The 26,111-nt window shown below is 47.0% G+C and carries 33 protein-coding genes and 2 pseudogenes; 6 read left to right on the forward strand and 29 right to left on the reverse strand.

The window, feature by feature from the left end:
* Positions 1-379: 379 nt before the first annotated feature.
* Together AK963_RS04730 and AK963_RS04735 are read right to left on the reverse strand one after the other, a co-directional pair.
* Positions 380-1,981, reverse strand: a complete 1,602-nt coding sequence (locus tag AK963_RS04730; RefSeq protein WP_066014323.1) for a hypothetical protein — start codon at positions 1,979-1,981, stop codon at positions 380-382.
* 129 nt (positions 1,982-2,110) lie between these two features.
* Entirely contained in the window at positions 2,111-4,078 is a 1,968-nt protein-coding gene (locus tag AK963_RS04735) for a cation:proton antiporter domain-containing protein (protein ID WP_066014324.1), read from the reverse strand.
* A 137-nt stretch (positions 4,079-4,215) separates the two neighbouring features.
* Between AK963_RS04735 and AK963_RS04740 the strand changes: the two genes are divergently transcribed.
* Both AK963_RS04740 and AK963_RS04745 read left to right on the forward strand, forming a co-directional pair.
* Positions 4,216-4,464, forward strand: a complete 249-nt coding sequence (locus tag AK963_RS04740; RefSeq protein ID WP_066014325.1) for a glutaredoxin family protein — start codon at positions 4,216-4,218, stop codon at positions 4,462-4,464.
* Positions 4,465-4,601: 137 nt separating this feature from the next.
* Complete coding sequence (locus tag AK963_RS04745) at positions 4,602-5,486, forward strand: cation diffusion facilitator family transporter (protein ID WP_238593642.1); 885 nt, start codon at positions 4,602-4,604, stop codon at positions 5,484-5,486.
* On the opposite strand, the gene AK963_RS04750 is transcribed toward AK963_RS04745, so the two are convergent.
* Positions 5,443-6,273, reverse strand: coding sequence for a TatD family hydrolase (locus tag AK963_RS04750; RefSeq protein WP_202969720.1), 831 nt, complete (start codon positions 6,271-6,273; stop codon positions 5,443-5,445). The genes AK963_RS04745 and AK963_RS04750 overlap by 44 nt on opposite strands.
* A 92-nt stretch (positions 6,274-6,365) precedes the next feature.
* Here AK963_RS04750 and AK963_RS04755 point away from each other — a divergent pair, with 92 nt between their 5' ends.
* On the forward strand, positions 6,366-7,196 hold the full coding sequence (locus AK963_RS04755; protein ID WP_083232467.1) for an MOSC domain-containing protein: 831 nt from the start codon (positions 6,366-6,368) through the stop codon (positions 7,194-7,196).
* A gap of 53 nt (positions 7,197-7,249) precedes the next feature.
* Here the strand turns inward: AK963_RS04755 and AK963_RS04760 are convergent, their stop codons facing one another.
* From AK963_RS04760 to xthA, 5 genes and pseudogenes are all read right to left on the reverse strand, one after another.
* Positions 7,250-10,345 (reverse strand): efflux RND transporter permease subunit, encoded by a 3,096-nt coding sequence (locus tag AK963_RS04760; RefSeq protein ID WP_083232468.1) that lies wholly within the window; start codon positions 10,343-10,345, stop codon positions 7,250-7,252.
* Positions 10,346-10,351: 6 nt separating this feature from the next.
* A pseudogene (locus AK963_RS04765) lies at positions 10,352-11,209 on the reverse strand (efflux RND transporter periplasmic adaptor subunit); the annotation flags it as partial.
* Positions 11,210-11,224: 15 nt separating this feature from the next.
* Positions 11,225-11,461 (reverse strand): hypothetical protein, encoded by a 237-nt coding sequence (locus tag AK963_RS04770; RefSeq protein WP_066014327.1) that lies wholly within the window; start codon positions 11,459-11,461, stop codon positions 11,225-11,227.
* A 273-nt stretch (positions 11,462-11,734) separates the two neighbouring features.
* Entirely contained in the window at positions 11,735-12,883 is a 1,149-nt protein-coding gene (locus AK963_RS04775; RefSeq protein ID WP_066014328.1) for a hypothetical protein, read from the reverse strand.
* Between the two features lie 126 nt (positions 12,884-13,009).
* Positions 13,010-13,841: pseudogene (gene xthA / locus AK963_RS04780) on the reverse strand (exodeoxyribonuclease III).
* Positions 13,842-14,008: 167 nt separating this feature from the next.
* On the opposite strand from xthA, the gene AK963_RS04785 reads away from it, so the two are divergent.
* Positions 14,009-14,272, forward strand: a complete 264-nt coding sequence (locus tag AK963_RS04785; RefSeq protein ID WP_066014329.1) for a hypothetical protein — start codon at positions 14,009-14,011, stop codon at positions 14,270-14,272.
* 218 nt (positions 14,273-14,490) lie between these two features.
* Here AK963_RS04785 and AK963_RS04790 read toward each other — a convergent pair whose 3' ends face one another.
* From AK963_RS04790 to AK963_RS04880, 21 genes are all read right to left on the reverse strand, one after another.
* Positions 14,491-14,676 (reverse strand): hypothetical protein, encoded by a 186-nt coding sequence (locus AK963_RS04790; RefSeq protein WP_066014330.1) that lies wholly within the window; start codon positions 14,674-14,676, stop codon positions 14,491-14,493.
* Between the two features lies 1 nt (position 14,677).
* Entirely contained in the window at positions 14,678-15,094 is a 417-nt protein-coding gene (locus tag AK963_RS04795; protein WP_066014331.1) for a hypothetical protein, read from the reverse strand.
* Complete coding sequence (locus AK963_RS04800) at positions 15,091-15,375, reverse strand: hypothetical protein (protein WP_066014332.1); 285 nt, start codon at positions 15,373-15,375, stop codon at positions 15,091-15,093. Before AK963_RS04800 ends, AK963_RS04795 begins: the two co-directional genes overlap by 4 nt.
* Positions 15,372-15,842, reverse strand: coding sequence for a structural protein (locus tag AK963_RS04805; RefSeq protein WP_202969721.1), 471 nt, complete (start codon positions 15,840-15,842; stop codon positions 15,372-15,374). The genes AK963_RS04800 and AK963_RS04805 overlap by 4 nt, the downstream gene beginning before the upstream one ends.
* Entirely contained in the window at positions 15,821-16,216 is a 396-nt protein-coding gene (locus AK963_RS04810; RefSeq protein WP_066014333.1) for a DUF4376 domain-containing protein, read from the reverse strand. The genes AK963_RS04805 and AK963_RS04810 overlap by 22 nt, the downstream gene beginning before the upstream one ends.
* The gene (locus AK963_RS04815) at positions 16,213-16,638 is read right to left on the reverse strand and encodes a hypothetical protein (protein ID WP_139117250.1); all 426 of its coding nucleotides are present in this window, start codon (positions 16,636-16,638) and stop codon (positions 16,213-16,215) included. Before AK963_RS04815 ends, AK963_RS04810 begins: the two co-directional genes overlap by 4 nt.
* Positions 16,584-17,147 carry a hypothetical protein gene (locus AK963_RS04820; RefSeq protein WP_066014335.1) on the reverse strand — a complete coding sequence of 188 codons (564 nt, stop codon included), beginning with the start codon at positions 17,145-17,147 and terminating at the stop codon, positions 16,584-16,586. Before AK963_RS04820 ends, AK963_RS04815 begins: the two co-directional genes overlap by 55 nt.
* 4 nt (positions 17,148-17,151) lie before the next feature.
* Positions 17,152-17,508 carry a hypothetical protein gene (locus tag AK963_RS04825; RefSeq protein ID WP_066014336.1) on the reverse strand — a complete coding sequence of 119 codons (357 nt, stop codon included), beginning with the start codon at positions 17,506-17,508 and terminating at the stop codon, positions 17,152-17,154.
* On the reverse strand, positions 17,501-17,881 hold the full coding sequence (locus tag AK963_RS04830) for a hypothetical protein (protein ID WP_139117251.1): 381 nt from the start codon (positions 17,879-17,881) through the stop codon (positions 17,501-17,503). The genes AK963_RS04825 and AK963_RS04830 overlap by 8 nt, the downstream gene beginning before the upstream one ends.
* 52 nt (positions 17,882-17,933) lie before the next feature.
* Complete coding sequence (locus tag AK963_RS36550) at positions 17,934-18,062, reverse strand: hypothetical protein (protein WP_274520495.1); 129 nt, start codon at positions 18,060-18,062, stop codon at positions 17,934-17,936.
* A gap of 15 nt (positions 18,063-18,077) precedes the next feature.
* Positions 18,078-18,356 (reverse strand): hypothetical protein, encoded by a 279-nt coding sequence (locus AK963_RS04835; protein WP_066014338.1) that lies wholly within the window; start codon positions 18,354-18,356, stop codon positions 18,078-18,080.
* Position 18,357: 1 nt separating this feature from the next.
* Complete coding sequence (locus tag AK963_RS04840) at positions 18,358-19,170, reverse strand: major capsid protein P2 (RefSeq protein WP_066014339.1); 813 nt, start codon at positions 19,168-19,170, stop codon at positions 18,358-18,360.
* 540 nt (positions 19,171-19,710) lie between these two features.
* Positions 19,711-20,379, reverse strand: coding sequence for a hypothetical protein (locus AK963_RS04845; protein ID WP_066014340.1), 669 nt, complete (start codon positions 20,377-20,379; stop codon positions 19,711-19,713).
* Positions 20,342-20,782: a hypothetical protein gene (locus tag AK963_RS04850; protein WP_066014341.1), complete on the reverse strand. Its 441-nt coding sequence runs from the start codon at positions 20,780-20,782 to the stop codon at positions 20,342-20,344. The genes AK963_RS04845 and AK963_RS04850 overlap by 38 nt, the downstream gene beginning before the upstream one ends.
* The gene (locus AK963_RS04855; RefSeq protein WP_175404438.1) at positions 20,782-21,207 is read right to left on the reverse strand and encodes a hypothetical protein; all 426 of its coding nucleotides are present in this window, start codon (positions 21,205-21,207) and stop codon (positions 20,782-20,784) included. The genes AK963_RS04850 and AK963_RS04855 overlap by 1 nt, the downstream gene beginning before the upstream one ends.
* Complete coding sequence (locus tag AK963_RS04860) at positions 21,191-21,370, reverse strand: hypothetical protein (RefSeq protein ID WP_066014343.1); 180 nt, start codon at positions 21,368-21,370, stop codon at positions 21,191-21,193. The genes AK963_RS04855 and AK963_RS04860 overlap by 17 nt, the downstream gene beginning before the upstream one ends.
* An 8-nt stretch (positions 21,371-21,378) precedes the next feature.
* Positions 21,379-23,106 (reverse strand): replication endonuclease, encoded by a 1,728-nt coding sequence (locus AK963_RS04865; RefSeq protein WP_066014344.1) that lies wholly within the window; start codon positions 23,104-23,106, stop codon positions 21,379-21,381.
* A gap of 2 nt (positions 23,107-23,108) precedes the next feature.
* Positions 23,109-23,519, reverse strand: a complete 411-nt coding sequence (locus AK963_RS04870) for a hypothetical protein (protein ID WP_066014345.1) — start codon at positions 23,517-23,519, stop codon at positions 23,109-23,111.
* Positions 23,516-23,665: a hypothetical protein gene (locus tag AK963_RS33115; RefSeq protein ID WP_175404439.1), complete on the reverse strand. Its 150-nt coding sequence runs from the start codon at positions 23,663-23,665 to the stop codon at positions 23,516-23,518. Before AK963_RS33115 ends, AK963_RS04870 begins: the two co-directional genes overlap by 4 nt.
* Position 23,666: 1 nt before the next feature.
* Positions 23,667-23,846 (reverse strand): hypothetical protein, encoded by a 180-nt coding sequence (locus AK963_RS04875; RefSeq protein ID WP_066014346.1) that lies wholly within the window; start codon positions 23,844-23,846, stop codon positions 23,667-23,669.
* The gene (locus AK963_RS04880) at positions 23,843-24,301 is read right to left on the reverse strand and encodes a hypothetical protein (protein WP_066014347.1); all 459 of its coding nucleotides are present in this window, start codon (positions 24,299-24,301) and stop codon (positions 23,843-23,845) included. Before AK963_RS04880 ends, AK963_RS04875 begins: the two co-directional genes overlap by 4 nt.
* Positions 24,302-24,494: 193 nt before the next feature.
* On the opposite strand from AK963_RS04880, the gene AK963_RS04885 reads away from it, so the two are divergent.
* Complete coding sequence (locus AK963_RS04885; RefSeq protein WP_066014348.1) at positions 24,495-24,857, forward strand: hypothetical protein; 363 nt, start codon at positions 24,495-24,497, stop codon at positions 24,855-24,857.
* 618 nt (positions 24,858-25,475) lie between these two features.
* On the forward strand, positions 25,476-25,805 hold the full coding sequence (locus tag AK963_RS04890) for a MarR family winged helix-turn-helix transcriptional regulator (RefSeq protein WP_020583484.1): 330 nt from the start codon (positions 25,476-25,478) through the stop codon (positions 25,803-25,805).
* The last annotated feature ends 306 nt before the right edge of the window (positions 25,806-26,111 follow it).

Raw genomic sequence — 26,111 nt, forward strand, 5'->3', positions numbered from 1 at the left:
TTTTATGTCTGAATATCTGAGATGTAAGCAATAGTTGTGATGTTAAATAAATATATGCCGTCACGTTTGATCTAAATGGTTCAAATTTTTTACTGGACACAAATAGCAATAGATGAGCCATTATTTACCACCTCAGTAGAAAGGCTATCCTTTGCCACAGAAAAACCTAAAATAATCTGTTTTAAAGTAGTTATCTCTCTTGTTGAGAAAACTTTTTATATATTTTAAACGAATTTAATGTTTTTTTATCATAATTAATTGAGATATTTTTTTTGTTTTTATTTCATTTATATTTCTCATAAACATATTAATTGATGCTTATATGTGATTTTTGAAAAAGGCTCTATGAGTTAATTCATGGTTTTGACAGGGCAGGGAGCTAATTTTCAGTAAATATATCTATGCGGTAACGGATCGTATCCGCCAGGAAATATTCAGACCAGCTTTCGGGTTCTGCTTCCATATATTGAAGTATTGGTTTTTGTATAGAGTGTGCTGCCCAAATACCATATCTTTGGAGAACGGGTGATATCAAGTGGGTAACGGCACCAAGCACCATCCCTTCATAGGCGGTGTCAAACAGCTTAAAAACTGGGGATGACACATCATAACCGGCAGCAACATTAGCAACTTTAAATACACCATATAAAACAGCGGGTATTGTGACACCAAGAGCCAGCAGCTGAAGATCAGATAACTCAGGAAATGCCAGGCTTTTATTAATTGATACGCCTATTGCTTCGGCTCGCTTGGTGAATGAATGAATCTGATGAGCCTGGTCCCGGCCTGTCATGCTCTGTTGAGCATACAACCTCAACAGGATTTCAATAACACCAGCGCCGGTGGCAAGTGGCAGAGCGTAGTGCTCACTGAGGTTGTGATATTTAAGCTGACCTTTGAAGAAATCTTCATAGCCTGCTTGAAGGGTATATTGGGCCGCTTTAACGATTGACCGGTCCAGGTCCGTCTGCAACGAAAGATCGTTAGCGGCATTAGAAAAACCAATGGTTTTCTTTAGTACTTTGAAGAAGTCTCCAGCTTCAAAAGCAAACGTATTAAAGCCATATCCGACCATGATTTTTGAAAGGCCATTGATTGATTCTTTGTTCAGTTCTTTCAAATATCGCCACTCATCACCTATTTGATTTTTCTGAATATCAAGAAGTGTTGATGATACCGTGTTTGACATACAGTCCATGAGCCTTTTGAATGGTGCGCTCATAACATACGCCCGGAATGTTTGAGTTTTTGTTCTTATAGATGCTGAAGTTTCACCATAATTAGCCGCTTCGAAAAGCAGGAAGCCTTCGATAAAATCAGCTGAACATTGCGCTAATAAAGGCTTGTTTTTGCCAAATGTTTGATTCAGAACAAGGTTTCGAATCGATTTAACAATATCACTTCCTAATACTTTATAATTCCATCTCATCAGTGCGTCATAGAAAATCACTGGCTTCGGACCCCATGCAACTTCATCCATCAGGATGACAGGAATCATTTGAGGAAAAAAAGCAGCCAGTGCTGATAGCCTGGAAAGATCCTCTTCTTTTCGTATTCTTATTTTTATAATCTTGTCGAGTTCATTTGGATCCGGGGTGAATTTCACATAAACACGTGAATCATTATTTACTGTATCATTCTTTCCTTTATTTAGTGTGTTAGTTCTATTACTCCATAATATCTGCTGTTCGCCATTCTCAAATATTATGTTTTCATTTTCCAATATAAGTTGTACAGGAATATTACCTTGCAGATCTTCCTCAAAACCTTTTGTCTCTATGGCGATTGTGATTTCCCTCTGTTCCGAAGCCACTATTTCTAAATCGGATTTACTTTCCGGTGATAGGAGATAAACTTCATTTTGATGAAATGAAAAAGCCAGTGAAGGTATAAATAATAAGTAATTTAAAAAAAATAAACAGGTATACTGAAATGATTGTAAGCACTTGAAGCGGCTATTAGGCAAAGTTATTCTTGGCATACCTACCATCCTGAATGGGAAGCATTCCATTGCCATTTCACTCTAAGGCTAAATATTTCAGGCTACCTGTTATATAGCCTGAAATAATCCGATTAAAATAAACGGTGTTTGCTTGTTTTAGTCTATGAATCAGTCAAAAAGTTTCTCAATATGAGAAATATCACTATTGCTTCCAGTTAAAACCACAATATCGCCGGCATTCAAAATCATTCCGGCTTGTGGCTGCAGTACCATATTATCTCGACGAACCTCGACAATTGATACGTCTGTACCTTTAAAATCAAGGGACTCAATGGTTTTCTGCTCTGCTGAGCAATTTTTACTCAGGGTAACCGCATGGCGATAGGCTTTCTTATCATTCTCCAGCAGGTAATCGCTGATGCCTGGATAAAAGCCATTAAGGATTTCATACCCTTTTGTCCTTGCTTCATGGACTCTTTGACGAACATGGGCAGGGTTCATGCCAAGCATCAGAAGAGCATGCTTAACGATAACCAGACTTGACTCGAGTACTTCAGGAATAACAACGGTTGCACCTGCTTTTCTCAAATCTTCAGATTGACTGTCATCCCTGGTACGGACCAGCACAGGCACCTGAGGTGACTGCTGCCGAATGGCTTGCAAAATTTTCAGGGCATTTTCAGGGCGATCGATACAGATAACCACCTGACTGGCCCGCTCCAATCCAACCGCCATTAACAGTTCTAACTTTCTGCAGTCACCGAAGAAGACCGGATCTCCTGCAAGGCCAGCTTCGTGGACGTGCAAAGGGTCATCATCAATGGCTACAAAAGCCTTGTTTTCCTGAGTCAAGAAGCGGGCAATGGTCTGGCCAACACGACCGTAGCCACAGATCAGGGTGTGGTGATGTATGTGGGCTGTTTGCTTACGGACTTCCTCTTCTTTAACACGATGAATGCTCTGTTCGGATTTATCAAACTTGACCAGTTTTACGATAGCATTGCTGTTTCTGATCAGAAGCGGAGCAATAATCATCGATAAAATAGTGACCGCGAGAACGACTGAAGTGAGGTTTCCGCCACTTTCACCGTATTGTGATGCCAGGGCAACCAGTGCAAAGCAAAACTCCCCACCCTGTGCCAGTGAAAGACTGGTTCTCAGAGAGATATTTTTCGACTCCGCAAAAGTTCTGGCCAATGTGTAAATCACCAGGAACTTAAAGACAATTAATGCCACTGTGCCCAATAGAATTTCTTTCCAGAAAGCGACGAGAACATCCATATCCAGCATTAAGCCCACGGATACGAAAAACAGTCCAAGGAGCACATCCCGGAAAGGTTTGATGTCGGCTTCAACCTGATGCTTGTAGTGGCTTTCACCCATCATCATGCCTGCAACAAAGCCGCCCAGTGCCATGGATAAGTCCATTGCATGAGAGAGCCAGGCCGCCATCAGGGCAATCACCAGCGCCATGAGAACAAACAGTTCTTCAGACCTGGCCTTGGCAACCTCGTGAAAAATAAGAGGTAGAACCCATTTGCCAATAGCCAGCATGATTACAACAAACACAACACCTTCGGCAAAGGCAAATCCAAGAGAGGAGGCAATAGAGTCACTGCCTCCCCCAATCAGGGCTGGAATCATAATCAGGAAGACAACGGCGGCAATATCCTGAAAAAGAAGGACACCAATTGCCAGCTGCCCCTGGCGGGAGCGTATTTCATTACTCTGGGTGAGTTCCTTGGACACAATCGCAGTGGAGGAGAGGGCAAGTGCTGATGCACAGACAAAGGATGTAAGTACTGCAAAATCAAAAGCGATCAGAACGCCAAAAATCCCAACTCCTGTCAGGAGTACCTGCAGACCACCAAGGCCAAATACCTCTTTTTTCATGGCCATAATGGTTTTCATGGAGAACTCGAGGCCAAGTGTAAAGAGTAGGAAGACCACACCAATTTCAGCCAGCAGGGCAATATCAAAGTCCTGTTGTATAAGCCCTGAGGTTGTAGGCCCGAGAATGATGCCGACAAATAAATAACCAAGACTTTCAGGCAGTTGAAATCGCTTGAAAAAGGCAATAGTCACGGCTGACAGAGCCAGAATAAGCATGAGTTGATTGAAAAATGTAAAGTCCATGGGATCGCCAGCTGAATTTATTAGTGCCCAGTGAGAGTATAAGCAAAAACACTATGCTGTAGTTATATCTACATAATCTTTACTAACTCTATGGTTATATTATCGCTATCATAGACCCCCTTTTTAGGGGATAGTTTATGATTCAACTGACTTTATATACCACTTCCGGATGTCACCTGTGTGAAGAAGCTGAAGAAATGCTCAATTTTCTGCAAAATCAGCAGGTCTGTCGCTGGGTGGCTATAGAGATCAGTGAAGATGATCGTCTGGTTGATCTTTATGGGGTACGAATTCCTGTCATAGCGACGGAAGAGGGCAGGGAGCTTGGATGGCCATTCACGCTCGAGGCTTTGAATGACTGGCTGATCCAACCCGTTTCAGGATAGGATAGAAAGATCGACGGTTGTTAATTGGCAGGGATCGCATGATTAACTACGCTCTGGCTCAAAGACGGGCTCAAAGACAAGAGTCTCGTGATAGGATGACATCGTCTGAGCTTAATGACAGCAACTCTGGAAAGCACGTGTCTGAAGACAAAAACCGCCTCCTCAAACTGGCAACCTACGCTTCGGTTGCTACTGCAAGCATCCTGATTATCGCTAAGCTCGCCGCCTGGTTCATGACCGGTTCCATGAGCCTGCTAGCTACTTTGCTGGATTCCACAATGGATATTCTGGCTTCCCTGATCACATTATTTGCCGTCAGGATTGCCATTGCGCCAGCGGATGAGGATCATCATTTTGGCCACGGGAAGGCTGAGCAGCTTGCCGTATTGGCTCAGTCTGCCTTTATTGGCGGTTCGGCCATTGTTCTGGTGCTGAACACGCTTGACCGGATAACGGGTGAAGATGTTGTGCTGGGTAATGAAAGCGCCGGTATCATGGTGATGATCTTTTCGATCATTGCCACACTGATCCTGCTAACCATTCAGCGCTATGTCATTCGAAAAACCAACTCAGCAGCCATTAAATCAGACTCACTTCATTATCAGGTAGACCTTCTGACCAATATTGCGGTGCTGGCCGCATTGATTGGCGCCAGCTATGGCTATCAGCAGGTGGATAATATTCTTGCCCTGCTGATTGGCGGTTATATGTTGTTCAGTGTCAGGAGTCTTGCCTGGGAGGCGATTCAGCAATTGATGGATCAGGCGCTGCCTGAGGAAGAACTTCAGGAGATTGAGCGGCGAGCCCTCTCGGTAGACGGTGTTCTGGGTATTCATGACGTCAGAACCCGGGTATCAGGTTCAATTCCGTTTATTCAGATGCATCTGGACCTTGAACCCAATACGCCACTGATTCACGCCCATGAACTCGGGGTTCTGGCAAAGCGGGCAGTGCTTGAATACCTGCCCGAAGCGGACGTTATTGTCCATCTTGACCCTGAAGGTCATGATGACGAGCCGTGAGATTAAAGAATTCCAGTGATGTTTCCCTGGTTTGCCGGGCAACCTGTTCCAGTGATTGCCCGGTGTGAGTAGCAATCATCTGAACAACCTCAAGCAGAAAGGCCGGTTGATTTCTCCGGTTTTTCGGCTTTTTCACCAACGATCTTGGCAGTAACCATGGTGAATCGGTTTCCACCATCAACCGATTTGCCGGAATATCCTTCATCAGCGGATGGAGGTGGGTTCCCCGTCGTTCATCACAGATCCATCCGGTAATGCCAATATGGCAGTCCAGATCCAGGTATCGATACAGAGCTTTCTTATCCGCTGTGAAGCAGTGTACGACCAGTTTGTTGATCTGATCCCGATAGCTTCTGATGATTTCTGCAAAGCGCTCTGATGCATCTCTCTCATGACAGAACAAGGGCAGCCCACTCTCAATAGCCAGCTCCAACTGACGCTCAAACACTTTCTCCTGAACGGGCCGTGGAGAAAAGTCACGGTTAAAATCCAGCCCTGTCTCTCCAACAGCAACCACCTCTGGTTCATTGAACAAGCTCTTCAGCTCATTAAAGGCCTGGACATTTGCATCTTTAGCCCCGTGAGGGTGGATACCGGCGGTACAAAAGCAGTGGCCAGCGTGGGTTCTTGCCAGACCTAACACCTCCTGAGACTCTGCCAGAGAGGTGCCGGTGAGGATCATGGTGGTAACACCGTGCTCAACAGCGCGACTGACGACCTCGTCGCGATCCTTGTCAAAAGCCTTATCACTGAGGTTAACGCCTATATCAACCAGCTGCAGTGTCATTGAGAATCCTGTTATCACCAAAATCATTTGCAGGATATTTTGATTCCCATTGTTCTCATAAACAAGGGATAGCCGTATCCTTGGTGGTAATAATGTTATGGTCATATAAAGTACAGGAGCTGGAGCTGATGGAAGTAACCGGGCTGACGGTCTATCCGATCAAATCAACCAGGGCAATCCCCCTTGAACGTGCCCATGTAACCCTGAGAGGCTTTGAGCATGATCGTCGCTGGCTGCTGACTGATGAAAATGGAAAGTTTATTACTCAGCGACAATACCCAGTCCTGGCAACTGTGGTCACCTCCATCGTTGATGGAGGATTGCAGATCACACGACCAGAGACTGAGAGTCTCCGTGTATCAACACCGTCAGCCGGAGCTTATTCTGCAACAGTCACCGTCTGGAAAGATGATTGCCATGCCCTTGATGCCGGGGATGATGCCGCTCAGTGGTTCAGTGATTTTCTGAATATGAAATGCAGACTGTTTTATCAGCCAGAACAGTCAATACGATCCACCGATGCCCGGTATTCAAAACCAGAAGATCACACCAGTTTTGCCGACGGTTTCCCATTTCTTCTGACGAATGAAGCGTCTTTAGCCGATTTGAATCAACGCCTGACCGATACCGTGTCCATGTCACGCTTCCGACCCAATATCGTTGTCAGTGGTCAACAACCCTATGAAGAAGACACCTGGTCAGTGATCAAGGTGGGAGATATCACCTTCCGGGCAGCCAAACCCTGTTCCCGGTGTGTAATGACCACCGTCAACCCTGAAACCGGAGAGAAAGAGGGAAGGGAGCCACTGTTCACACTGGCTCAATATCGTCGAACAGAGATGGGCGTTATCTTTGGTCAGAATCTTATCCCGGATCAGGAAGGCATGATCCGGGTCGGAGATAAGGTGACCATTATGGAATAAGTGATCTTCAATAATTCAGGCAATAGCTTCTGCTATTGCCTGTGTTTGATGGTTTACTGAGCCATTTTTCTGTCCTGCCTGCGACCTGCAATGACCAGAAGACACGGTGTCAGAACCAAGGTCAGCAGGGTGGCAAATGCCAGACCTCCGGCAATGGAGGTCGATAACTGATTCCACCACTGAGCGGTGGGACCACCAATCTCAAGCCGGTGGTTGAACAGATCAATATTGGTGGAGAGCACCATCGGCATCAGGCCCAGAATGGTGGTGATGGTAGTCAACATTACCGGACGCAGACGCTGGGCACCGGTTCGAAGAATGGCTTCTTCGGCTTTCATTCCCTGTTTGCGCAACAGATTGTAGGTATCAATCAACACGATATTGTTGTTCACGACGATGCCTGCCAGAGAAATGACCCCGATACCACACATCACAATGCCAAAGGGTTTGCCGGCCACGAGTAGTCCAAGCAACACACCACCGGTAGAAAGGACAACAGCTGACATAATCAGGAACGCCTGGTAGAAACTGTTGAACTGAGTCACCAGGATCATGGCCATCACGAACAGGGCGATTGCGAATGCCTTAATCAGGAACTGACTGCTTTCCTGCTGGTCTTCATTCTGACCTTTAATGGTGAAACTGACTTCCTGAGGTACATCCAATGTATCAAGCTTTGCTTTTAACTCAGGCAGGAGGTCATTCAGTAGGGCCCCTTCGGCCAGATTGGCACCGACGCTGACTGTTCGTTTACCGTCGAGGTGCTTGATGCTGTCAACCTTGGGGGCAATCTCACGTGTTGTGAAGTTGTTGATAGGTACCAGGCCCGACTGGGTCATCAATCGAAGTTGATCGATACTCTCAAGGTGACGGTCTGACTCAGGAAAACGAATACGAATATCCACTTCATCACTGCTGTCATCCGGACGATAACTGCCCACCGTTAAACCAGAAGTAACCAGACGGACAAGGCCGCCGGCACTGCTGACATCCGCACCATAACGGGCAGCTCCGGCACGGTCTACATCAATGCGCCATTCATAGCCGGGAGTAGGGCCGTCGTCTTCTAAATTGGTAAAGCCATCAATGCCCGCCAGAACGGTTCTGACTTTGCCAACCGTTTCGTGCAGCACATCAAGGTCATTGGCACTGATCACGAGTTCCAGGGGTTTCCCCTGGGGAGGGCCATCTTTTCTTCGCTCAACAGTGATGTCCAGTCCGGCAAAGTGTGAAAGCTTCTGATTAATCTCTTCTGCGACAAGGGCTGCTTTTCGGCGATATTTCCAGTCCACCATATTCAGACGAATGGTACCCACTTCCTGGTTGTCACCGGTGCGGGCATACAGCGTTTTTAATTCTGGTTGCCGGAGCAGAATTGATTCTACCTTTCTAAGGATTTCATCTTTTTCATCAATGGACAGGTTGCTGGAATTTACCCGTACCTTAACCATGATGTTATTGGTATCGACATCTGGGAAGAACTCAAAGCCTTTACCAAAGCTAATGAAGGCAAAATAAATGACTGCCACCATAGCCATACCCGAGAACAGAATTTTTAAAGGGTGCTGAATCGCCTTGGACAGTGTGCGGATATATACACCCGCCCAACCGGGAACATTCTGCAAATCTCCTGTTTCCGCTTCGGTGATCGATCGCTTTTCAAGCTCGCTGAGCTTTCTGGGCTTGCCAATAAGAGAGCCGATGGTCGGTATAAAAATCAGTGCCATCACCAGAGATGCGGAGAGGGTCGCAATCAGGGTTAATGGCAGGTAGGTCATCATCTCACCCATAATGCCAGGCCAGAACATCAGCGGGAAAAAGGCGGCTAGAGTCGTTGCTGTCGATGCAATGATTGGCCACGCCATTCGTAATGAGGCTTCCTGATACGCCTGTTTGCGGGCAACGCCTTCACTCATTTTCCGGTCGGCATATTCGGTAACCACAATAGCGCCATCAACCAGCATGCCCACAGCCATCATCAGTGAGATAAGAACCACCATATTGATGGTTAAACCCATCATGGCAATGATCAGAATACCGGTAAGAAAAGAGCCTGGAATGGCAATGGCTGCCAATACGGCGCTGCGAAAGCCCAATGCCCCGACAATAACCGTAACCACCAGAATAATGGCCGCCAGAACACTGTTCTGCAGGTCGTTGACCATATCCACCACATCAACCGACTGATCACCTACGTAGTCAACATTCAGGGTTTTAGGTGAAAGCTTCTGGCCTTCAGCAATAATGGCTTTGGCCAGTCCCACCGTTTCAATGATGTTTTCATCGGGGCGCTTTTTGATTTCCAGGGCGATACTGTTCTTTCCGTTCATTCTGGCGTAACCGCCACCATCCTTAAACGTACTGAGAACGCTGGCAATATCACCGAAGGTAATCACCCGATCACTGTCTGCTTTCACGGGCTGAGAGAGAATATCTGCCGCTGTTTTATAGACAGCGGGGACCTTGACTGAAAATCGCCCCTTACCATTGTCCAGGTTGCCGGCCGCAACCAGCTGGTTGTTCTGAGAGACCAGGTTAATAACATCAGCAGGAACCAGCCCATAACTTTCCAGCTTGAGTGGGTCGATGATAACATCAACGACTTCCTCTCGGTCGCCTGCGATATCCACCTCCAGAATCTGCTTTCTGGATTCCAGCTCATCTCTGAGCTCACGGGCTATTTTAACCAGCGCACGTTCGGGTAAGTTGCCAGAAAGTACGGCTGTAATCACCGGTTCCATACTGGCAAAGGAGATCTGGTTGATAATAGGCTCATCCGTATCCTGAGGCAGTTTGCTCTTGGCCAGATTCACCTTGTCCCTGACGTCTGCGAGAACCTCATCCGTATCGAGACCAGCAATAAACTCCAGGGTAATGGAAGCATGAGACTGGGATGCGGTTGCCTTAAGTTCCTTAACACCTTCAATAGCCCTAAGTTCATTCTCCAGGGGGAGTACCAGCAACCGTTCGGCATCTTCCGGTGAAATACCTTCGTGTGATACGGAAATATAAATGACCGGAATCGTAATATCAGGGCTCGATTCTTTGGGAATAGTAAGATAGCTGGCAAGGCCGGTAACCAGGATTAGCGCCAGCAGCATCATAACGGTACGGGTTCGCATCAGTGATGCAGCAATCAGACTTCGCATTGGTCATTACTCCCCGGCAACCAGAGACACATCAGGGTTGATAACATCAACCTGATCACCGGATCGGACAAAGCCCTGACCCCTAGTGATGACTCTGGCCTGTTCGGGAATTCCAGCGACCCAGAGACGATTGCTTTCAGACTTGACCACATCCACAGGGGTGAATTGGACCCGATTGCCGGTAGTTACCCACTTGATACCGGGTTCTCCATCTTCACTCAACGCGAGCCATGCTGGGCTGATTTCAAGCGCCAGTACTTCTTCCATCAGCAGGTCGGCTTCAACGCTTAGGCCTGCGGGAATTTTCATATCGGGATTAGGGATCGTTAACTCGACAGAAAATGTCCGGGTGGATACATTTGCCTGTCGATCAATAAAACGAATAGTTGCTTCGCTGATTGCTCCACCAAGAAATCGGACAACCGCTTTCTGGCCAGACTTAAAGTAATTAATGTGATTCTGGGGAACATCGACATGGACCACCAGAGGGTCAAGGTCGAGAATTTCAGCGACAGGCTTGCCTTTATCAATAAAGTCACCGACTTCCACGTGGCGCTTATTCAGAATGCCGGAAACGGGCGCCTTAATCAGCGTATTTTCCCATTGAGTCTGGAGCTGTTCTTTTTGCGACAGTGCCTCAGCCAGGGAAGCCTCAAGTTGAGTGATCTGATTATCGGCAATGTGTTTTTTCTTTTGCAGTGAAAGGGCTGACTGGTAATCCTGCTCAGCCTGTCTTACGCGAGCCTCAGCCGATTTCAATTGAGCTTTCAGGCTGCCTTCACGCAGGCGGATCATTTCATCTCCTGCAGCCATCAGCTGCCCGCGTTCAGCACTGATAGTAATAACTCGGGCTGCCAGTTCAGCACTGACCGTGACGGTTCAATCAGTTTCCGTTGTACCATAGAGTGTCAGTGTACGTTTTACCGCTACTTGCTCAAAGTGAGAAGCCTGAACGACGGGAATCACCGTATTCTCATGGCTGTCCTGGTCAGGAGGGGTAACTTTTTCAGTATCGTTGATATTAACGACATCAGCGGTCAACAGGTAGATACCAATGCCAGCCGCAATAACACCGGCGGCTATCCATGAGCCGTTCACATTGACTAACTTTTGCACTCTTGTATTACCCCAGTATCACATTCTTATTCTGAGTTGGCAGTCATTGCCCTGACGTGTGTTCGTTTTTTTAGCGTCTACCCGGCGAGTTACTGAAGCATTTATAGAAAAAATACAACGCCGGACGCGTACTCATGTCCTTAAGGTCTGCAATTCTCGCAATATCTCATTAGAAATGCGACCAGTTTCTTATAGTTCGACAGGACGATGAAGGGGGAGGGTGACTCTGAACACCGTTTAATAGTGATCAGAGTGCTAAGTGAATGTAATGAGCTAGTTCAGATTACTGGAATCAAGAGAAGATTGACTCTGGGAATGTATTACAGGGCGTAAAACCTCTGTCATTGAATATTCATAATAATGATGTGGAACATGGTGATAGCCAAAGCTTGCGAAGGTTAAAACAGTTTGAATGACATGTGCTGGAGAAGGATGAGTTGCCACTTCATAGATTGTGTGCCCTAAATGCATGTAACCAAAAATATCTCCCATTACACCATGATCATGATCATGATAGTGCTTCTGACCTCCATAAATAAACTCAGCCACGCCATGAGTATGGTCAATAATCTCCGCTATATGAAAACCAGCGCCAATAAAACTGTGAGCATGACCAGCATGTTTACCAAAGCCTAATACCGCACTACCGTAATCAATAAAATCTAATCCATGCAGTACTAGCCCGAACAAATCACCATAGCCAATAATTGTTTTAAAAATTGGATCTCTATACAGTTTCCAGCGGTCAAGCACATAAATGGATTCTGGTATATTATCCTGATTGAAAATAACAACCATCGAGTAGCTTTCACCAATATCAAGCACTAAGTAATCCCCATTGATAGAGTTTGCCAGCTTCTCAGTATCTTTATAAGAAAGCATGTGTGGTTCAGGCTTAAATAGATGAAGGGTTTCAGAATTTTTTGCTGCACCAGTCAGATAGTCTGAAATCTCAGTGATATGCTCTAACTCTTTCTTGGCATGACTGATTATGGAAGGGTGCAGATGGGTGATAACAGCCCTTGTTATTGAGTTATCTTTATCACCAAGGGGCAATTCGTCATAATCAACACTCAAAGGAATTCTGGTTTTTTCACTGCCTTTTTGTACGGTTATTGAACCAAGCTCAGATGAGTCATTTATATCCCTTTGAAAATGTCCCTGAAACTTCATTGCTCTTAAACCAGCCGGTGCAACGCTGAATTGGTAATCAGCATCCTGCTCAAACTCCAACATTGATTCACAAAAATCATTTTGCTCAGAGCATAGAACACTAACATGACCTTTTAATGTCCCCATATTAAGGTAATTTAATGATATTTCATGCTTTTTAATGCTGTCATCCAGCCCCGCCAGCAAATACCCAGGTAATGAAGCAAAGAAAATTATAAAAAAAACTCTGCTTTTTTGAAAAGCGGTCATATTTATATCCCAATCATTTGTTATTGATTGGGCTTAGAATAGTCTGGCTTTTAAATGATGCAAATGCGAATGATTGTCATTAAAAAGAAAAGAGGCGAAAATTATCAGTATCTTATAAAAACGAATTTATATTAAATCTGAAAATTCAGCAATTACAGGTGCATGATCAGAGGGTTTTTCCATTGCTCTGATTTTATAATCGATAAAAATGGATCTGCATCTCGACATTAAAGTGTTTGTTGCAAGAATAGAATCTATTCTCAAACCACGCTTTGGCTCACTCTCAAAACCACGGCTGCGATAATCAAACCAGCTGAAGAGGCTGTCTTCATTAGGATATAGCTTTCTAAAACAATCAGTTAATCCCCAGGAAAGAAGTCTGTCAAACCATTCCCGCTCTTCTGGCAAAAAGCTGCATTTACCCGTTCTGAGCCATCGCCTGGCATTATCAGCTCCAATTGTCATCACCAATGCCAATATCCAGATCCGTATGAGAGATATTAAAGTCACCGATAACTAAAATATTGGAGGAGGGGGAACATGTGTTTTGCAGATAAGCCTGTAAATCATTGTAAAACTTCTCTTTGTCTGCAAACTTGGTCTCGTGACTGCGATTTTCTCCCTGGGGAAAATACCCATTAATCACTCTCAACATCTGTCCGTTAAGCTCATAGTCTCCAATAATAATCCGACGCTGAGCTTCAGAAAAGTCTGAAGAAAACCCTTTCTGTACATTCAATGCAGGAGATTTACTGAGTAATGCAACGCCATAATGGGTTTTCTGACCATGAAACAAGACGTGATAGCCCATATCCTCAATAACGTTAACCGGGAAGTGTTCATCAGATACTTTGATTTCCTGAAGCTCTATAAAATCAGGACTATGGTCATCAATTACCTGGGACAGTAGATGTAAACGTGCCCGCAAACCATTCACATTAAAGCTGACAATTTTCATCGTTTTATCATGACCTTAGGCGTGGTATTGATTTTGTCATACATAGTATATTACAAGATATCTATATTTAACATAATATATATTATGCGAGGTTAGACTATAATTCATTGGACTTTGTTATTTGATAGATGAAAACTATCAATATTCACATTCTTGGAAATTGATAAATGTCAAACCAGCTACTCGCCATCTATGTAGCCGGTGTGCTGCCTTGGGAATCCTTCGAAGGCTTCAGGATTATGGACGACGGCAAGATGATTGATACTGTAGGACACAATCACAGCTTCGCCGAGATCCAAGAGCGAGGTCATTACTGGGCAGAAAATCAGCGCCTGAGAGCATTACTGGAAGCCTACAAAGCGACATTCAAGGAACAGGAGACTAAAGAAAGGCCAGTTCGTGCGAAACCCACCTTACGACTGGTGAAATAAACCAAAGCCCGTGTTCTTGTTGAATACGGGTTTCAATATAAAAAGATGTCACTAAAAGAAACAGAAGTAATAAAAAAGCCTGTGCGAACACAGGCTTAGGGATTATTTTTTATTTTTGGCTTTAACTATCCGCCCTCCTTTCAGGTATTTAAAGCCTTTTTTCAGTTTCCCCTTGCCCTTAGTGCCTGTCTTTTTTGAGACGCTTTTGCGAGCCATGGTCAGTCCTCCCGTTGCTCCAGTTGGTTAATGCGGTATTCCGTGATTCCCCGCCATGCGTTCAGGTCACTGAGTTTCTGATTGATGGCGTCACTCTTGTTCAGGTTCAGCCCGCTCCCCCCCAGTAACAGAATCATCAGTACGTACATCGGGCCTTGGTTTTTCCCCTGTTCCATAAACCACCCCATGCTACCCTCCCCGTGCTTTCCAGCCTGCCCAGCTATCCAATACCCGATGCAGCAGACGACGGAAGCCGAACACGTAAACGAAGATCAGACCGATCGCCCCCTGATAAGCAACGGGCGTTTCTTTCAAGGCTTCAAAGCCTGCCATGACCGCTTGAGTAATCTGCCCTGCTTCTGGCCAGATCAGGCCGAGCAATGGTGCAAAGAACAACAGCAACAGAGGCAAGGTAAACAGGAGAATCAAATAACCATCCTCCCATGTGATATTGTCCCTTGTCTGGTTGTCCAGCTTGCCCGCTGCTTCTGCCCTTGCCTTTCGCTGGTTAATCTGTGCCTGCTGGTCGATCTCTTTGAGTTTCGCCTTATGCTGTGAGCGCTCACGCCACCATGAAAGGGCACCGCCCAGCAAACTGGCAATCACTGTAGCCCCCATACCTGCCTCGCATACTGTTTTCGATAATCGGGCGCCCATGGGTTGATCAGGTCTAACCCGCCGTAGATGTGGTTAAACAGGTTCTGGGTTGCTTTGGGGTTGCCGGTAATGGCCTCCCCCAGACCAATCGCACCTTGATTGAAGATGTTGTTCTCATCTGTTGGATTGATGGCGGCAGCGGTTTTCTTAGCGCCTTTGTAGAGGACGTAAGCACCGAGCGCCCCAATGCCCAAGACGATAAAAAACTGTTTGTCATTCAGTACGCTCATGCCATCGCTACCCCTGCACTGATAACGGAATGGCTGTAAGGCTGCACCCCGTTTTCATGGTGGATAATGGCCGCTATCAGTTCGGGATAGTCCCGCTGCTCAATAGGTGTATCAGGACTTACGCCCAATTTATGCGCCACATGGTTGATATAACTGCCAGTGTCGTTTTCAACCGGTGGTGCCCATGTAGAAATGATTTCTTCCACGGTATCCACGCCACGCCTTTTGTAGCTTTGCAGAATGCGAGCCATTGCCCTGATACCGTATTCAGGCTGAATAAAGGTAATGAACGATGGATCACGTTGGTTGTCCGCCATGCCCTGCCAGTTGTCCCCGTGCCTGATGTTGCCGGGGTTATGGTTGCGGATGCCCCTTGGCTGATCCGCTAATCGTGCGGTTTTGTTGCTGAACATCAGGAAGCCTCCTGCCACCAGTGCCAGTAAAGTTAGTTTTGCGCCGGTATCCATAGCCGTGTCTGTTCCTCACCCGCCGCCCTCAGTGCCCGCTTCAGTTGCTCAATGGTGACGGTGGCCTTGCCGTCGTCCGCCATCACCCAGAGCGTGGTTTCCGTGTCGCTACTGCTGGCGGTAATGGCTCTGGCCATTCTTGTCTGGCTTATCTCGTCACCGTCGAAGGTCATACCATCAATAGTGACTTTGATTCGGGCGACGGCATCAGGCCGACTGGCTTTAAATTCTGCTTCTGTATCTTTTACCCATTCGCCGCTTGGAGTAGCAATGTAAAAGTCACCCGGCCTTGGGGATGTCATTTCAATGCAGCCATCAGGGCACTCGCCGCCGATCTGCTGGAAAGCGTCGCCCACCTTGGCGTAAATTTTCATGCAACCACCCTCCAGACATGAACCCGGCAGGACGTTGGGTTTGGAAAGGTTGCCCCGGCGTAATTATGCCCGCCTCCCCCATAAGCCGATGCTGACGCCAGACGAAAGACGGCGGTCTGAAGCACAATACCTTCACCTTCCACGTAGTTGGCCTTCATGCCATGCACGCCGCTGCCGTAAAACACCATATCAAGGGATGACCATTTGCCGTTAAACCAGACTTCCGCCACCACGTCGACCGGGGTGTTATTCCCAAACGGGTTCGTCTGCACGTAGCGGGTATTGGTGTAGACCGATCCAAAATCCAACAGGGCGTAATCCAGATCGGGCTTGCCGTTAATCAACGGCCACTGAATGTCCATCAGTCTCATTCGTTGATCTCCATCAGATACACGGTCTGTGTCCCTGCCCCATCGCCACACAGCTGCACAGCCCCGGAGAATTCGGTAATGTCGTGGGCGTGCCCTGCCATCAGGGGCAGACCCAGATTTTTAGCCCCGGCCAACCAGACTTTGCCGGTATTGGCCGCATCGGCGTATAAGGTAAGTTTCTGGCGGGCATTGTTGGCGGCGATGGTATGCACCTGAGCGTCACTCAGTGCCACCGGTGCGATGGGATTCAAGGAACTGGCGTTTTTGATGGCAATTTCACCGGTCACCGCCGAGTCTTCAATATCGCCCCAGCCGTAGACCAGTGTTGCTACCAGATCACCACTGCCGGTATTGATCACCCTAAGATTCGCCGTGGAATCCCCCAGTTGCAGCTTGCGCCCGGCGATCATGTCCGAGCGTGAACCGGCATCGGTGGCAATGCGAAAGCCCATGTTGGCGGACTGGACGTAGACCAGCCGTGCCGAGATTTTCAGATTTTCCTCTTCGCCCTCTTTGACCCGGACGTTGAGCGATGAAATGTTAAAGCCCTGCTGGATCATTCCTTTATCTCCTCAGTGCTAAATAAGCCAGCGCCACCATGGCCGAGCCGTAAACAATCGGTTTAATCAGCCGCTCACTCTGGCCGTTGTCCGGCAGGTTCTGGGTTTCCACAAAGGCCAGCGACTGCGCCAGATTGTCCTCAATGGCCTGATAGCTTTCGCTCTGGTTTCGGTTGATCAGCTCTAAGGTTTCACCGGCCAGTGTAAAGGCGGCATCAATGGCGCCCTTGTCGGTCACTTCAATACTGGTTCCGCTGACATTGGAAAGCAGTAGCCCCTCGTTACTACCATCCACACCAATACTCGAATTGGTGTTGTGGGTCGTATTGCTACTGCTGGAACTTGAACTGCCCTTACCCATGAATCACCATCCTTAGCACCCGTTCCCCGCCCTGTTTGATGTCGATCAGCTGAAAGGGAAAGTGCCGTTGAATCAGTCGAACGAAGGCCGGTTTCAGGGTATGAAAGCGGATGCTGTGCAAGCCCTGCATTCTGGCGGCGGCCAGCAGGTAGACGCAGGCGTCGATCAATTCACGCCCGACAGCGCAGACAATGACCAGCTCTTTTTTTTCAATGCGGGTCAATAACAACAGGGCGTTTCGATTAACCGACCAGAGCTGAGCAGTAGCGGCCTTGATCTCCTCATCCGGGCACCAGTCCATGACCGTCCGAAACCGTCGGCGAGCTGTCCCCGTCAGTCGCTTGAGTCGTTTGAAGGTTAGCCTTTTTTCCATATCACCAACCCCACCAAGGCCAATACCCCGATCAACAGGTAGTCCTCGGTATTCATCCCGCCGAAGTTGATGCCCGCCAGTGCGTTACTGGCGGAGGCCGAACCGCCTGCCTGAGACGGCCCCCGTTGCCGATATTGCCGGGGATGTCCCCGGTGGTCAGACTGCCAATGTCTGGCAACATACCCTGCCCCCTTCCCTATTTTTTCATGACCGCATAGCCGATGCCCAACAGCAACAGCCCGCCACCGACATACAGCAACCGCTGATCCATGCCACTAAAAAGCGAGGGAGCACGGATGTCGTCCAGTACGTCTTTGGTTTCGGTGGTCTGGCTGACCTTTTCGGCGTCCAGCATGGCGGCCGCCTGTGCCTGTCCCTGCTTAAAGGAATCCAGACTGTTCTGCGCCTTCTCGGACTCGACGCTGACGTACGCACCGAGAATGTCCGACAGGCCAATATCCAGAAAATCAGCCATGTTAAATCCCTCCGAGACCGCTCCAGTACTCTGGGTAGATAATGATGGAGTCGGCGGCGCTCATCTCGATGATCAGACGGAAATCCTGTTTCCCCTCTAAGGAGAGCTGGTTACCGATCTCATTAGTGGTCATCCAGTCGAGGTGATACCAACCGGTTTGTGGCGTACGGCCTTTGCGCTGAAGGAACGCAGCCATCCGTGCTTTGGTCATCTCCCACACTACCTGACCGTCGATCTCCAGACGAACTTCGTCGATGTTGGCGCTTTTCAGGTGCAGTGCCTGAAGGAACGCTTCTCTGGGAAGATCGGAGATTTCGAAACGACCGGCCACACTGGTGGCATGGACGAAATTACGAATCTTAGTGATGGCGCCCAGACCGTTAGCCCGTGCCGCTTGAGTACCTACATGGCTATAACGGGGCGCCATGGCCTGAACCGCTGGCGAACCGGTCACCGTGCCGATATCGAAACGCACTTCCGCAGTGGAAACGTCGTTCACCCCGAAGTTGAACATTCTGCCTTGGCCGGAATTGGTGAAATGCTCTCGGTAAAACGGAATTTCCACTTCATCCGCTTCAATGTGATAGCCGTAATAGGCGCTGATCGCTTCCAGATCGGCCACCGACTTGTAGGACTGGATCGGTTTCCCGTTGGCCAGTACGTCAATGTTGGTAACTTTATCCTTGGTGATGTCGGTCAGCTTCAGATTCACACTCTCATAGGTGTGATTGCCGACGGGCATACCGATGGTAGCGGTCTGGTCACTGCCCACGTTAGAAACATTAGGCAGACGCAGGGGACGAACAAAAGACATGGTCGAGTCCCCTCTCAGTTAGAACCAGTGATTTTTTTAACAGCGGCGCTTTTGTTGTTCAGGTAAATGGTTACCAGCGCAACAACGGCAACAGAGCCGACGAATTTAAGATCAGTGAGTTTGCTGAACATGTGGGTTTTCTCCCTGTGGTTTTTTTTGTGTCACTGGGAGAAGGTTTAACACGGGGGCTCTAGGGAACAGTCAAGGGGGTATCCCTAGGAAACTCTAGGGATTATTTACAAAATACTTACCGATCTCTTAACTTCGATGATATGGTTCTTGCAGAATCTTCTTTTCTTTTTTTTAGCATCTTCTTCTGTGACAAGCTCACTTTGATGAAATACATGAAATTTAATATCTTTCCCGTCAAACCATGTACATAATACACCATCGCCTTTAAGGTGCCAGCAATAGTATTAAAGCAATAAGTCCAATAAGTTTCAGCATTCTATTTTTCCTACATTCTAGCCGTCCCAAGAATCCTATGTAAAAGCATGATGATTTCACAACAAATTTCTTTACATCTACTCAACTGATTTTTTACACCCACTTCACCCCCTGTAGTTGTTTGTACTTCAGTTTTTTCAACACTGGCCGACTGGTTGCCTGCCCGTCATCGTAATAAAACTGCAATGGCTGTAAGGCAGAAATATCAGCCCCCGTAAGATCACTGGCCAGATAATCCGCCATCAGGCTTGCATTTTTACCACGAAATACCCCGATGTATTTGCGCTCGCACTGGTCAAAATAGGTTTTACTGATCTCTTGGGGCTTCTGGCTGACTCCATGAAAAACTAGCCCATATTTTCTGCCCTGATTCAACAGTACGGCGGCATTGTTGGAGGCTTTGCCAGCATGTTTGCAGACCTGACTCAGTTCTTCAGCGATGACGTGGGTTTTATGGTTACCATCCAGCACCGCCCAGACCACACCACAGAACCACTCGTAATCCTCCACAGTGGAGCCAGCGTAAGCGACCCGGAACGAGCCGTGCTTGATGCCTGCCTTTAACAGCTTGAGAAACTCCCGCTTATCCTCGGTATGAATCCCGGCATGATCACCAGAAGCATCCCAGAGGATAACACGCCCCTTTTTGGGAATGGCGGCATTACTGATCACCGCCTGAGATTTACCGGCACCGGAGCCACCCAGATAGAGCGTGTGCTCGTTCTTATGCTGAGTATTGGGGTTGATCGGCTTCAGAGTCATTTTTCTTTTCCTGTTGTTCCTCGGCTTCCTTGGCTTCCTTGGCTTTGACCTGACTGTAGATACCGAAACCGGCTACAGCCACCACGACCCCTAACTCGATCTCTTCCCTATAGGGTTGCAGCCATGACGGCAGGTCACCGCCGTACTTACGAAATACGGGTACCGCCTTTTCAGTAATGTCCTGTTTGATGCCCTCGTCGATCTGCACGAATGCCCATTTCAGTTTCACCAGCGATTCAACCATACCAACGGCAAAGGCCGCCCCCTGCTGAGCGGCCAAATCGGCCGCCTCGCTTTGCTGTTCCTGCTGGGTTTCGGCTTCCACCGCCTGAAGCAAATCAGCGTTCTCTTTCGCTTCGATACTGTCGAGAATGTCCAGATTGTCTAACGTCTCCTGACTCATCACATGCCCCCTTTTAACGGTAATAGGATCAGTGCAGCGATACCGGCAAGAATGGCCAGCCCGCCTTTTTTATGAGTGCCTTCCCTAGGCGAACCTATAGGGTTTTCCCTAGCATCATCCCTAGGAGTTTCCCTAGAACCGTCCCTAGGGATTTCTCCAGAGTCATCCCTAGGATTATCCCTATAACTGTCCCTAGGTTTTTCTTCATCCATGATCATATTGGGGGGAAGTTTTGGCGTCACACCATCTAACCATTGTGACTCCCTATAGAGTCGGGTTTGCAGTCTTGCCCCCTTGCGCATATCTACCCCGCAATCCTGACAACCGACATACAGGTATTGCTTGGCATTCTGCTTAACACTGGCTGGATTCCCGCAAAGGTCACAGGCGATGGTACCCAGTTTTGGATTATTCACTCTTGGCATTCCCTGCCACCTCTTTGTTGACCAATAGTGTTAATAGTTCTGATGCACGAAGCAAACGGCGTTTATAATCGCTCGGTATCAGCGGGTTGAGCTTTGCTATTTTCACTTCCGTTTCCGTCTCTTTTGCAATCCTTACCATTTCATCCAATGAAAAATTTTCCATGGTTCCCCCTACCCTGCCCCGGCCTGAATCGACCCCGTACAGTTATTTACACAAGTCCAAGAGTCGGCGCTTTGCGCCTCCTGATCGTTCGCCCGAATCGGGCGAACCGTCCATACCAAGAAACGGGTCATGATGTTTTTAACTTCTTCAACACCCGACAACACAACCCCTTTCACGGATTCTAATAATTCGTAGTAATCGTTTATTTCCAGATTAGGAACGCGCCACGATTGCAGCGGGTATTCAGCCCGTTTTAATGTCGGTCCACCCATCGCCAGAACAAATGCCGCCCAGTCTGCCGCGTCGGCTGCTTCCTTGATTTGCTGTAAACAGGCCTGTTCAGAATCCCGCATGGTTTCCGCTTCAGGTAATAGCGCCTGCATTTCTTCGATTTGCTCATCATCCACGCGCCGCAATTCACGCCACACAGAAACCGATGGACCACCGATAAATTGAAACTGACGGATACCCCAACAGGTCGCCCAGGCTTCAACCCTGCTTTGTCCCTCTTTCACAAACATTTCCTGCTGACCTTTACTTTCAAGGTCTAATTCCTTTTCCATGCCTTGAGCGCCATCAATGTTTTTAGTGAGGTATTTAACCAGATAGGCGGTTGCCCCCTTTTCAGGGTCTAATTTCATGGCATCTAAACGCCGTTCTTTTGCGCCTTTTTCGTCCGGTGAATCCTTTAGGGCATACTCCCTGAAAATAGCCTTGGCTTTTTCCGCCTGATCGGGTCGAAAGAATAAGGACATATGCCAATGGGGACACCCGTCATGGTGCGGTTCTGAAACCCTGAGCCCATAGCATCGAATATCTTCCCTGTCCCACTTCGCCCGAACCCTAGCCCAAACCCTACATAACCAGTCCTGTGCATCCCTAGGAGTTGCACCTTCCCACTGGCTATTTGCATAACAGTTGTTAGCGCCCTTCTTCATCCGGTGAAACCGGCTAGGGGTTGTCAGGGTAAAGAACCAGCCAACATGGCCTAACTGTTGCGCGACCAGATCAAACCCTTTTGAACGGGTAATCAATTCTGCAAATCGGTTCCTAGGGTTGGCTAGGCCACAGTCCGCTAAATCCGCTAGGGTGTACACGTCCCCATGCTGGTTTTCAGCTTCTAGGTTTTCTAGCAATTCTTGGTTGCGCTGCTTCTGGCGCTTACGGTTAGCCAATCGAATATCAGAGCAATACAGCCCTTTTTCAGCCGATACTATGCGAATATCCCTAGCCACGATCTCTAGGTTACGGTTTAGGGTTTTGCGTACCTGCCGCCGCCACCATTTAGCGTCACAAACCCTAGCCAATGCCCTAAGCCATGCCTGCCTTTCTTCCTGTTCCGTCATTTCCTGTTTCATCTGCAACGGGAATTTAATTCCCTGTTCTGTGACGTACAGTTCAACCGGCTTTCTCACACTGATTTCATTACCACCATTTAAAAAGGAATCCACCAACATGCCGCAATGGTGCGCCCGATCTTCTGCCCAGGACTTCACCTGATTGTCTGGCGCGCTGGCTGATAACGGGTTGCTTTTGTCGCCTATGGTCATCTGCTTATCAAGCGCCGCTAAACGCCGGTTAGCTTCTACATAACCGAGCCGCTTATACGTCGCTGAATAGTCGTGAGAAAGTGCAGACGCTATCGGGCGATAGCGGGAAAGGATAGAGCGCCGGAAAATATCACAATCCGGCATTCCAAGGCTTTTTAAATCGTCTGCGAGGTCTATTAATCGCATAATCAGAAAGGCAGGCCATCACCACAAGAAAAACAAAGCTCATCACCGTTAAAACAATCAGGGGAACCGCACTCTATACAATTACCGGTTCTCAGTTCCTCTAATTCCTTTAACCGCTGTTCTTCTTCCTGCTTTTGTTTTTCTTGATACTTCGCCCGTAAATCTTCTCTATGCCTTACTTCCCTTGGCAGTAATACGCCAACCGGCACAACATCATATTTAATTTTTTTCTTTTCCAGACCTTCAATTGCTTCATTCAGCGAGCAATGAGAATTAAATAACTGAGCCCCCGCCAAAGACCAAGCAGACTGTAACCGCTTCTTTTTCCCAAAACCTGTAAACCATCGTGCAGTATCAAGAATAAAAACGGCCTTAGCCTCAATTAACGGCTCATCGACATTGTGGAAGCTCATACCACACCCCCGCTATTCATCCAGACCGATGCCGCCATACCGAACGCATAGCCATAGATAACCACTTCGCACACTCTTTCGGCGAACCGGATTAAATGGCGGGTAACTGTTTTTTTCTGACCGATTTTTGTGATGAATGGAGGCATTTTATTTAACCCCCCTTTCAATTTCGTCTTTCAGGAATTTCAGTACATTTTTAGAGAGTTCATAAGCATCGGATTTGCCCCGATAATATGCATCATCCATCTTTAATGATGTTTCTTTATTTTCTTTTACGAGACTCTCAAGAAAAGCTATTTGATCTTCAATTAACGTTATTACTTTCATTTCACGCCCTCCCCCTGCAAAATCCCTTCAGCCCATTTCACCGACGAATTGAGTTTTAGGCCAATATTCATTAGCTGGCCGTCGCTTAATTCATCCTTGAATAGAATTTCCTGGCTGTATTTGCCGATCTGGCACCCGATGAAATGACGGTAAAAAAACAGACCGTCACCCAATGCCCAGTAATTCAAAACGGCTTTTTGGGCGCCTTCGATGCTTTCTAAGGCTTGTTGGAAAAAGAAGGGATTTAACAGGGCAACAATGAATTTGGCTTTTTCTTTTCGAAGGGACTTGTACGCCAATTGAACGGTTTTCAATAAATCGACTTGTTGTTCAATGTCGGAGTCAATGGCGTCGGCTTGGGCTTTTTGCCAAACCTGATCAAACAGGTCTGAAGCTTTATGTGGTTCTGGCTGTCTGGCGCTTTCCAGAGCGACCACGTTATGAGCGGTTTCCATGTTCTTATATCACCTATCTTATTTGCGAGTCGTTGCGGAAGTAAAACGGGAGGAGCAACCCTCCCAACCTCGCAACAGGTGATTTAACTATAGTAACATTTTGCCGCTGGTGGCAAATAGTTACTATTTACAAAATACCCCTATCCTCTAAGCTAGCTATTAATAGAAAATATTAATTGAGCTTGGTCGCAAAATGGATAAACCAGCCGCTGAAATAGTCACCACAAAAGACCTTTTATTGAGGATAAAGGCCAAACATAACCTTCAATCTACCTATGCCCTTTGCAAACTCATGGGAGAAAATAGACGTTCAATAGACCGTTATTTATCCGGTGATACTATTAAGAAAGCCTCCGTAATGATTACTGTCGCAAGGTTATTGGACGCTGACTTAAGTTGGGTTGCTTACAATATAATGGCTGAAGAAGCCGAGAATGACGGCGAGCACGACGTTGCCCGATCGTTTGCAGAGACAGCACAGTTATACGCCACTACCGGCTTAGCGATAAGTGCTTGTTTATGTTTGTTTTTCTCCCACCTCCCTCCCCTCTTCTAAAACCCATGGTTATATAAAAGGTTCTCTACGGGCGTATTTGGTCTATACGCCTTCTTTTTTCTAATCTCTCCCTAATCCCCTGTTATTACTGGCTTTTCTATTTATATTAGAAACATCTAATTTAACGATAATATATATTATGCGAATAATAATATCGTCGATATAAACCCGATCTCTCAGGGAAAAAAACACCTGTCAAGAGCTTTGTTCACGACAATATGTGCGTAATGTTTTTTTTTAGAGAATTTTTTCAAAAAGTAGTTGTCCAACACTTCACCAATATTAAGGAAGCTCTACTCATTAGACGTCATCGTACTCTATCCGGCTTCAGTCGTAATAATTGGCGGGCTAAATGGCAATCTGGATACTCTATTACGGGACGGAAATTCATTTGAATGTTTGTTTCCTAACGTAACAGTTTTGTTACCCATTGCCGAAATATTTAACGACTGAGAACGGAAACTTGCTATAACAGTAGAAAACTGTCTAACATTTATTCTGGTATAGCAGTCGCCGTAACAGTTGTACAGACTAGGCTTTAGCCTAATAGCATGGAAAGTAAACGACGCTACTAGTCCACAACAAACCTCATAACTAACTAGAGAAAGGTAACTGCCAATGACTTTAAAAGGTCTTATCAAATTAACTCAGTTGATGCAGGAACAGCCACTGACGGTTATCCAGTGGCAAATTCTCCTCGTGGTTGCAGAAAACCCTGGGGAAACCATTACAGATCTTGTCAATGCTGAAAAGCTCACCTGCGGCACCCCAAGTGATATCGCAGTCAGTGTTAAACGTCTGGGTGAAGGTCGACACGACAGGCCTGGTCTTGGGCTGATAAAAAAGGTTCAGCACGAAGATGATGGTCGCTACTTCAAGCTGACATTAACTGCGAAAGGCAAAAAGCTGGTTGAAAAAATCAAGCAGAAAGCTCGATATCTGAAATGAGCAAGCCTGTGTTACAAGGGCTCTACGCGGTTTTGAGAGTATTATAGAAGTTACTCTTTAGGGGCCCTAATCCTCTCCTGTATTTTCCCTCTGTGTATCCAGGTCTTAACTCAACAAGCATTCTTTATCTATTTTTGTTTTTATTTCAATCAGCTAACTAATCTCCCCCCCTTTTTTTTTTCACCTAGCACTTCCTTCATGACATCCATGGGCCCCCATGTGACGAGATTTATACAAATTCATTAAATTACTGCCGGTAAGTTCAGTTACCAGCAGTAAAGTTTTATCTGGAGAAACTGATAATAC

It is taken from the genome of Endozoicomonas atrinae (genome assembly GCF_001647025.1).
Lineage (GTDB): Bacteria > Pseudomonadota > Gammaproteobacteria > Pseudomonadales > Endozoicomonadaceae > Endozoicomonas > Endozoicomonas atrinae.

Excerpts from the sequence above, each read along its gene's own strand:
- AK963_RS04730 (WP_066014323.1), bottom strand. The coding sequence starts at position 1,981 with ATGCCAAGAATAACTTTGCCTAATAGCCGCTTCAAGTGCTTACAATCA.
- AK963_RS04735 (WP_066014324.1), bottom strand. The coding sequence starts at position 4,078 with ATGGACTTTACATTTTTCAATCAACTCATGCTTATTCTGGCTCTGTCA.
- AK963_RS04740 (WP_066014325.1), top strand. The coding sequence starts at position 4,216 with ATGATTCAACTGACTTTATATACCACTTCCGGATGTCACCTGTGTGAA.
- AK963_RS04750 (WP_202969720.1), bottom strand. The coding sequence starts at position 6,273 with ATGACACTGCAGCTGGTTGATATAGGCGTTAACCTCAGTGATAAGGCT.
- AK963_RS04755 (WP_083232467.1), top strand. The coding sequence starts at position 6,366 with ATGTTATGGTCATATAAAGTACAGGAGCTGGAGCTGATGGAAGTAACC.
- AK963_RS04760 (WP_083232468.1), bottom strand. The coding sequence starts at position 10,345 with ATGCGAAGTCTGATTGCTGCATCACTGATGCGAACCCGTACCGTTATG.
- AK963_RS04775 (WP_066014328.1), bottom strand. The coding sequence starts at position 12,883 with ATGACCGCTTTTCAAAAAAGCAGAGTTTTTTTTATAATTTTCTTTGCT.
- AK963_RS04785 (WP_066014329.1), top strand. The coding sequence starts at position 14,009 with ATGTCAAACCAGCTACTCGCCATCTATGTAGCCGGTGTGCTGCCTTGG.
- AK963_RS04790 (WP_066014330.1), bottom strand. The coding sequence starts at position 14,676 with ATGGGGTGGTTTATGGAACAGGGGAAAAACCAAGGCCCGATGTACGTA.
- AK963_RS04800 (WP_066014332.1), bottom strand. The coding sequence starts at position 15,375 with ATGAGCGTACTGAATGACAAACAGTTTTTTATCGTCTTGGGCATTGGG.
- AK963_RS04805 (WP_202969721.1), bottom strand. The coding sequence starts at position 15,842 with ATGGATACCGGCGCAAAACTAACTTTACTGGCACTGGTGGCAGGAGGC.
- AK963_RS04810 (WP_066014333.1), bottom strand. The coding sequence starts at position 16,216 with ATGAAAATTTACGCCAAGGTGGGCGACGCTTTCCAGCAGATCGGCGGC.
- AK963_RS04820 (WP_066014335.1), bottom strand. The coding sequence starts at position 17,147 with ATGATCCAGCAGGGCTTTAACATTTCATCGCTCAACGTCCGGGTCAAA.
- AK963_RS04825 (WP_066014336.1), bottom strand. The coding sequence starts at position 17,508 with ATGGGTAAGGGCAGTTCAAGTTCCAGCAGTAGCAATACGACCCACAAC.
- AK963_RS04830 (WP_139117251.1), bottom strand. The coding sequence starts at position 17,881 with ATGGAAAAAAGGCTAACCTTCAAACGACTCAAGCGACTGACGGGGACA.
- AK963_RS36550 (WP_274520495.1), bottom strand. The coding sequence starts at position 18,062 with ATGTTGCCAGACATTGGCAGTCTGACCACCGGGGACATCCCCGGCAAT.
- AK963_RS04835 (WP_066014338.1), bottom strand. The coding sequence starts at position 18,356 with ATGGCTGATTTTCTGGATATTGGCCTGTCGGACATTCTCGGTGCGTAC.
- AK963_RS04840 (WP_066014339.1), bottom strand. The coding sequence starts at position 19,170 with ATGTCTTTTGTTCGTCCCCTGCGTCTGCCTAATGTTTCTAACGTGGGC.
- AK963_RS04845 (WP_066014340.1), bottom strand. The coding sequence starts at position 20,379 with ATGACTCTGAAGCCGATCAACCCCAATACTCAGCATAAGAACGAGCAC.
- AK963_RS04850 (WP_066014341.1), bottom strand. The coding sequence starts at position 20,782 with ATGAGTCAGGAGACGTTAGACAATCTGGACATTCTCGACAGTATCGAA.
- AK963_RS04855 (WP_175404438.1), bottom strand. The coding sequence starts at position 21,207 with ATGCCAAGAGTGAATAATCCAAAACTGGGTACCATCGCCTGTGACCTT.
- AK963_RS04860 (WP_066014343.1), bottom strand. The coding sequence starts at position 21,370 with ATGGAAAATTTTTCATTGGATGAAATGGTAAGGATTGCAAAAGAGACG.
- AK963_RS04865 (WP_066014344.1), bottom strand. The coding sequence starts at position 23,106 with ATGCGATTAATAGACCTCGCAGACGATTTAAAAAGCCTTGGAATGCCG.
- AK963_RS04870 (WP_066014345.1), bottom strand. The coding sequence starts at position 23,519 with ATGAGCTTCCACAATGTCGATGAGCCGTTAATTGAGGCTAAGGCCGTT.
- AK963_RS33115 (WP_175404439.1), bottom strand. The coding sequence starts at position 23,665 with ATGCCTCCATTCATCACAAAAATCGGTCAGAAAAAAACAGTTACCCGC.
- AK963_RS04875 (WP_066014346.1), bottom strand. The coding sequence starts at position 23,846 with ATGAAAGTAATAACGTTAATTGAAGATCAAATAGCTTTTCTTGAGAGT.
- AK963_RS04880 (WP_066014347.1), bottom strand. The coding sequence starts at position 24,301 with ATGGAAACCGCTCATAACGTGGTCGCTCTGGAAAGCGCCAGACAGCCA.
- AK963_RS04885 (WP_066014348.1), top strand. The coding sequence starts at position 24,495 with ATGGATAAACCAGCCGCTGAAATAGTCACCACAAAAGACCTTTTATTG.
- AK963_RS04890 (WP_020583484.1), top strand. The coding sequence starts at position 25,476 with ATGACTTTAAAAGGTCTTATCAAATTAACTCAGTTGATGCAGGAACAG.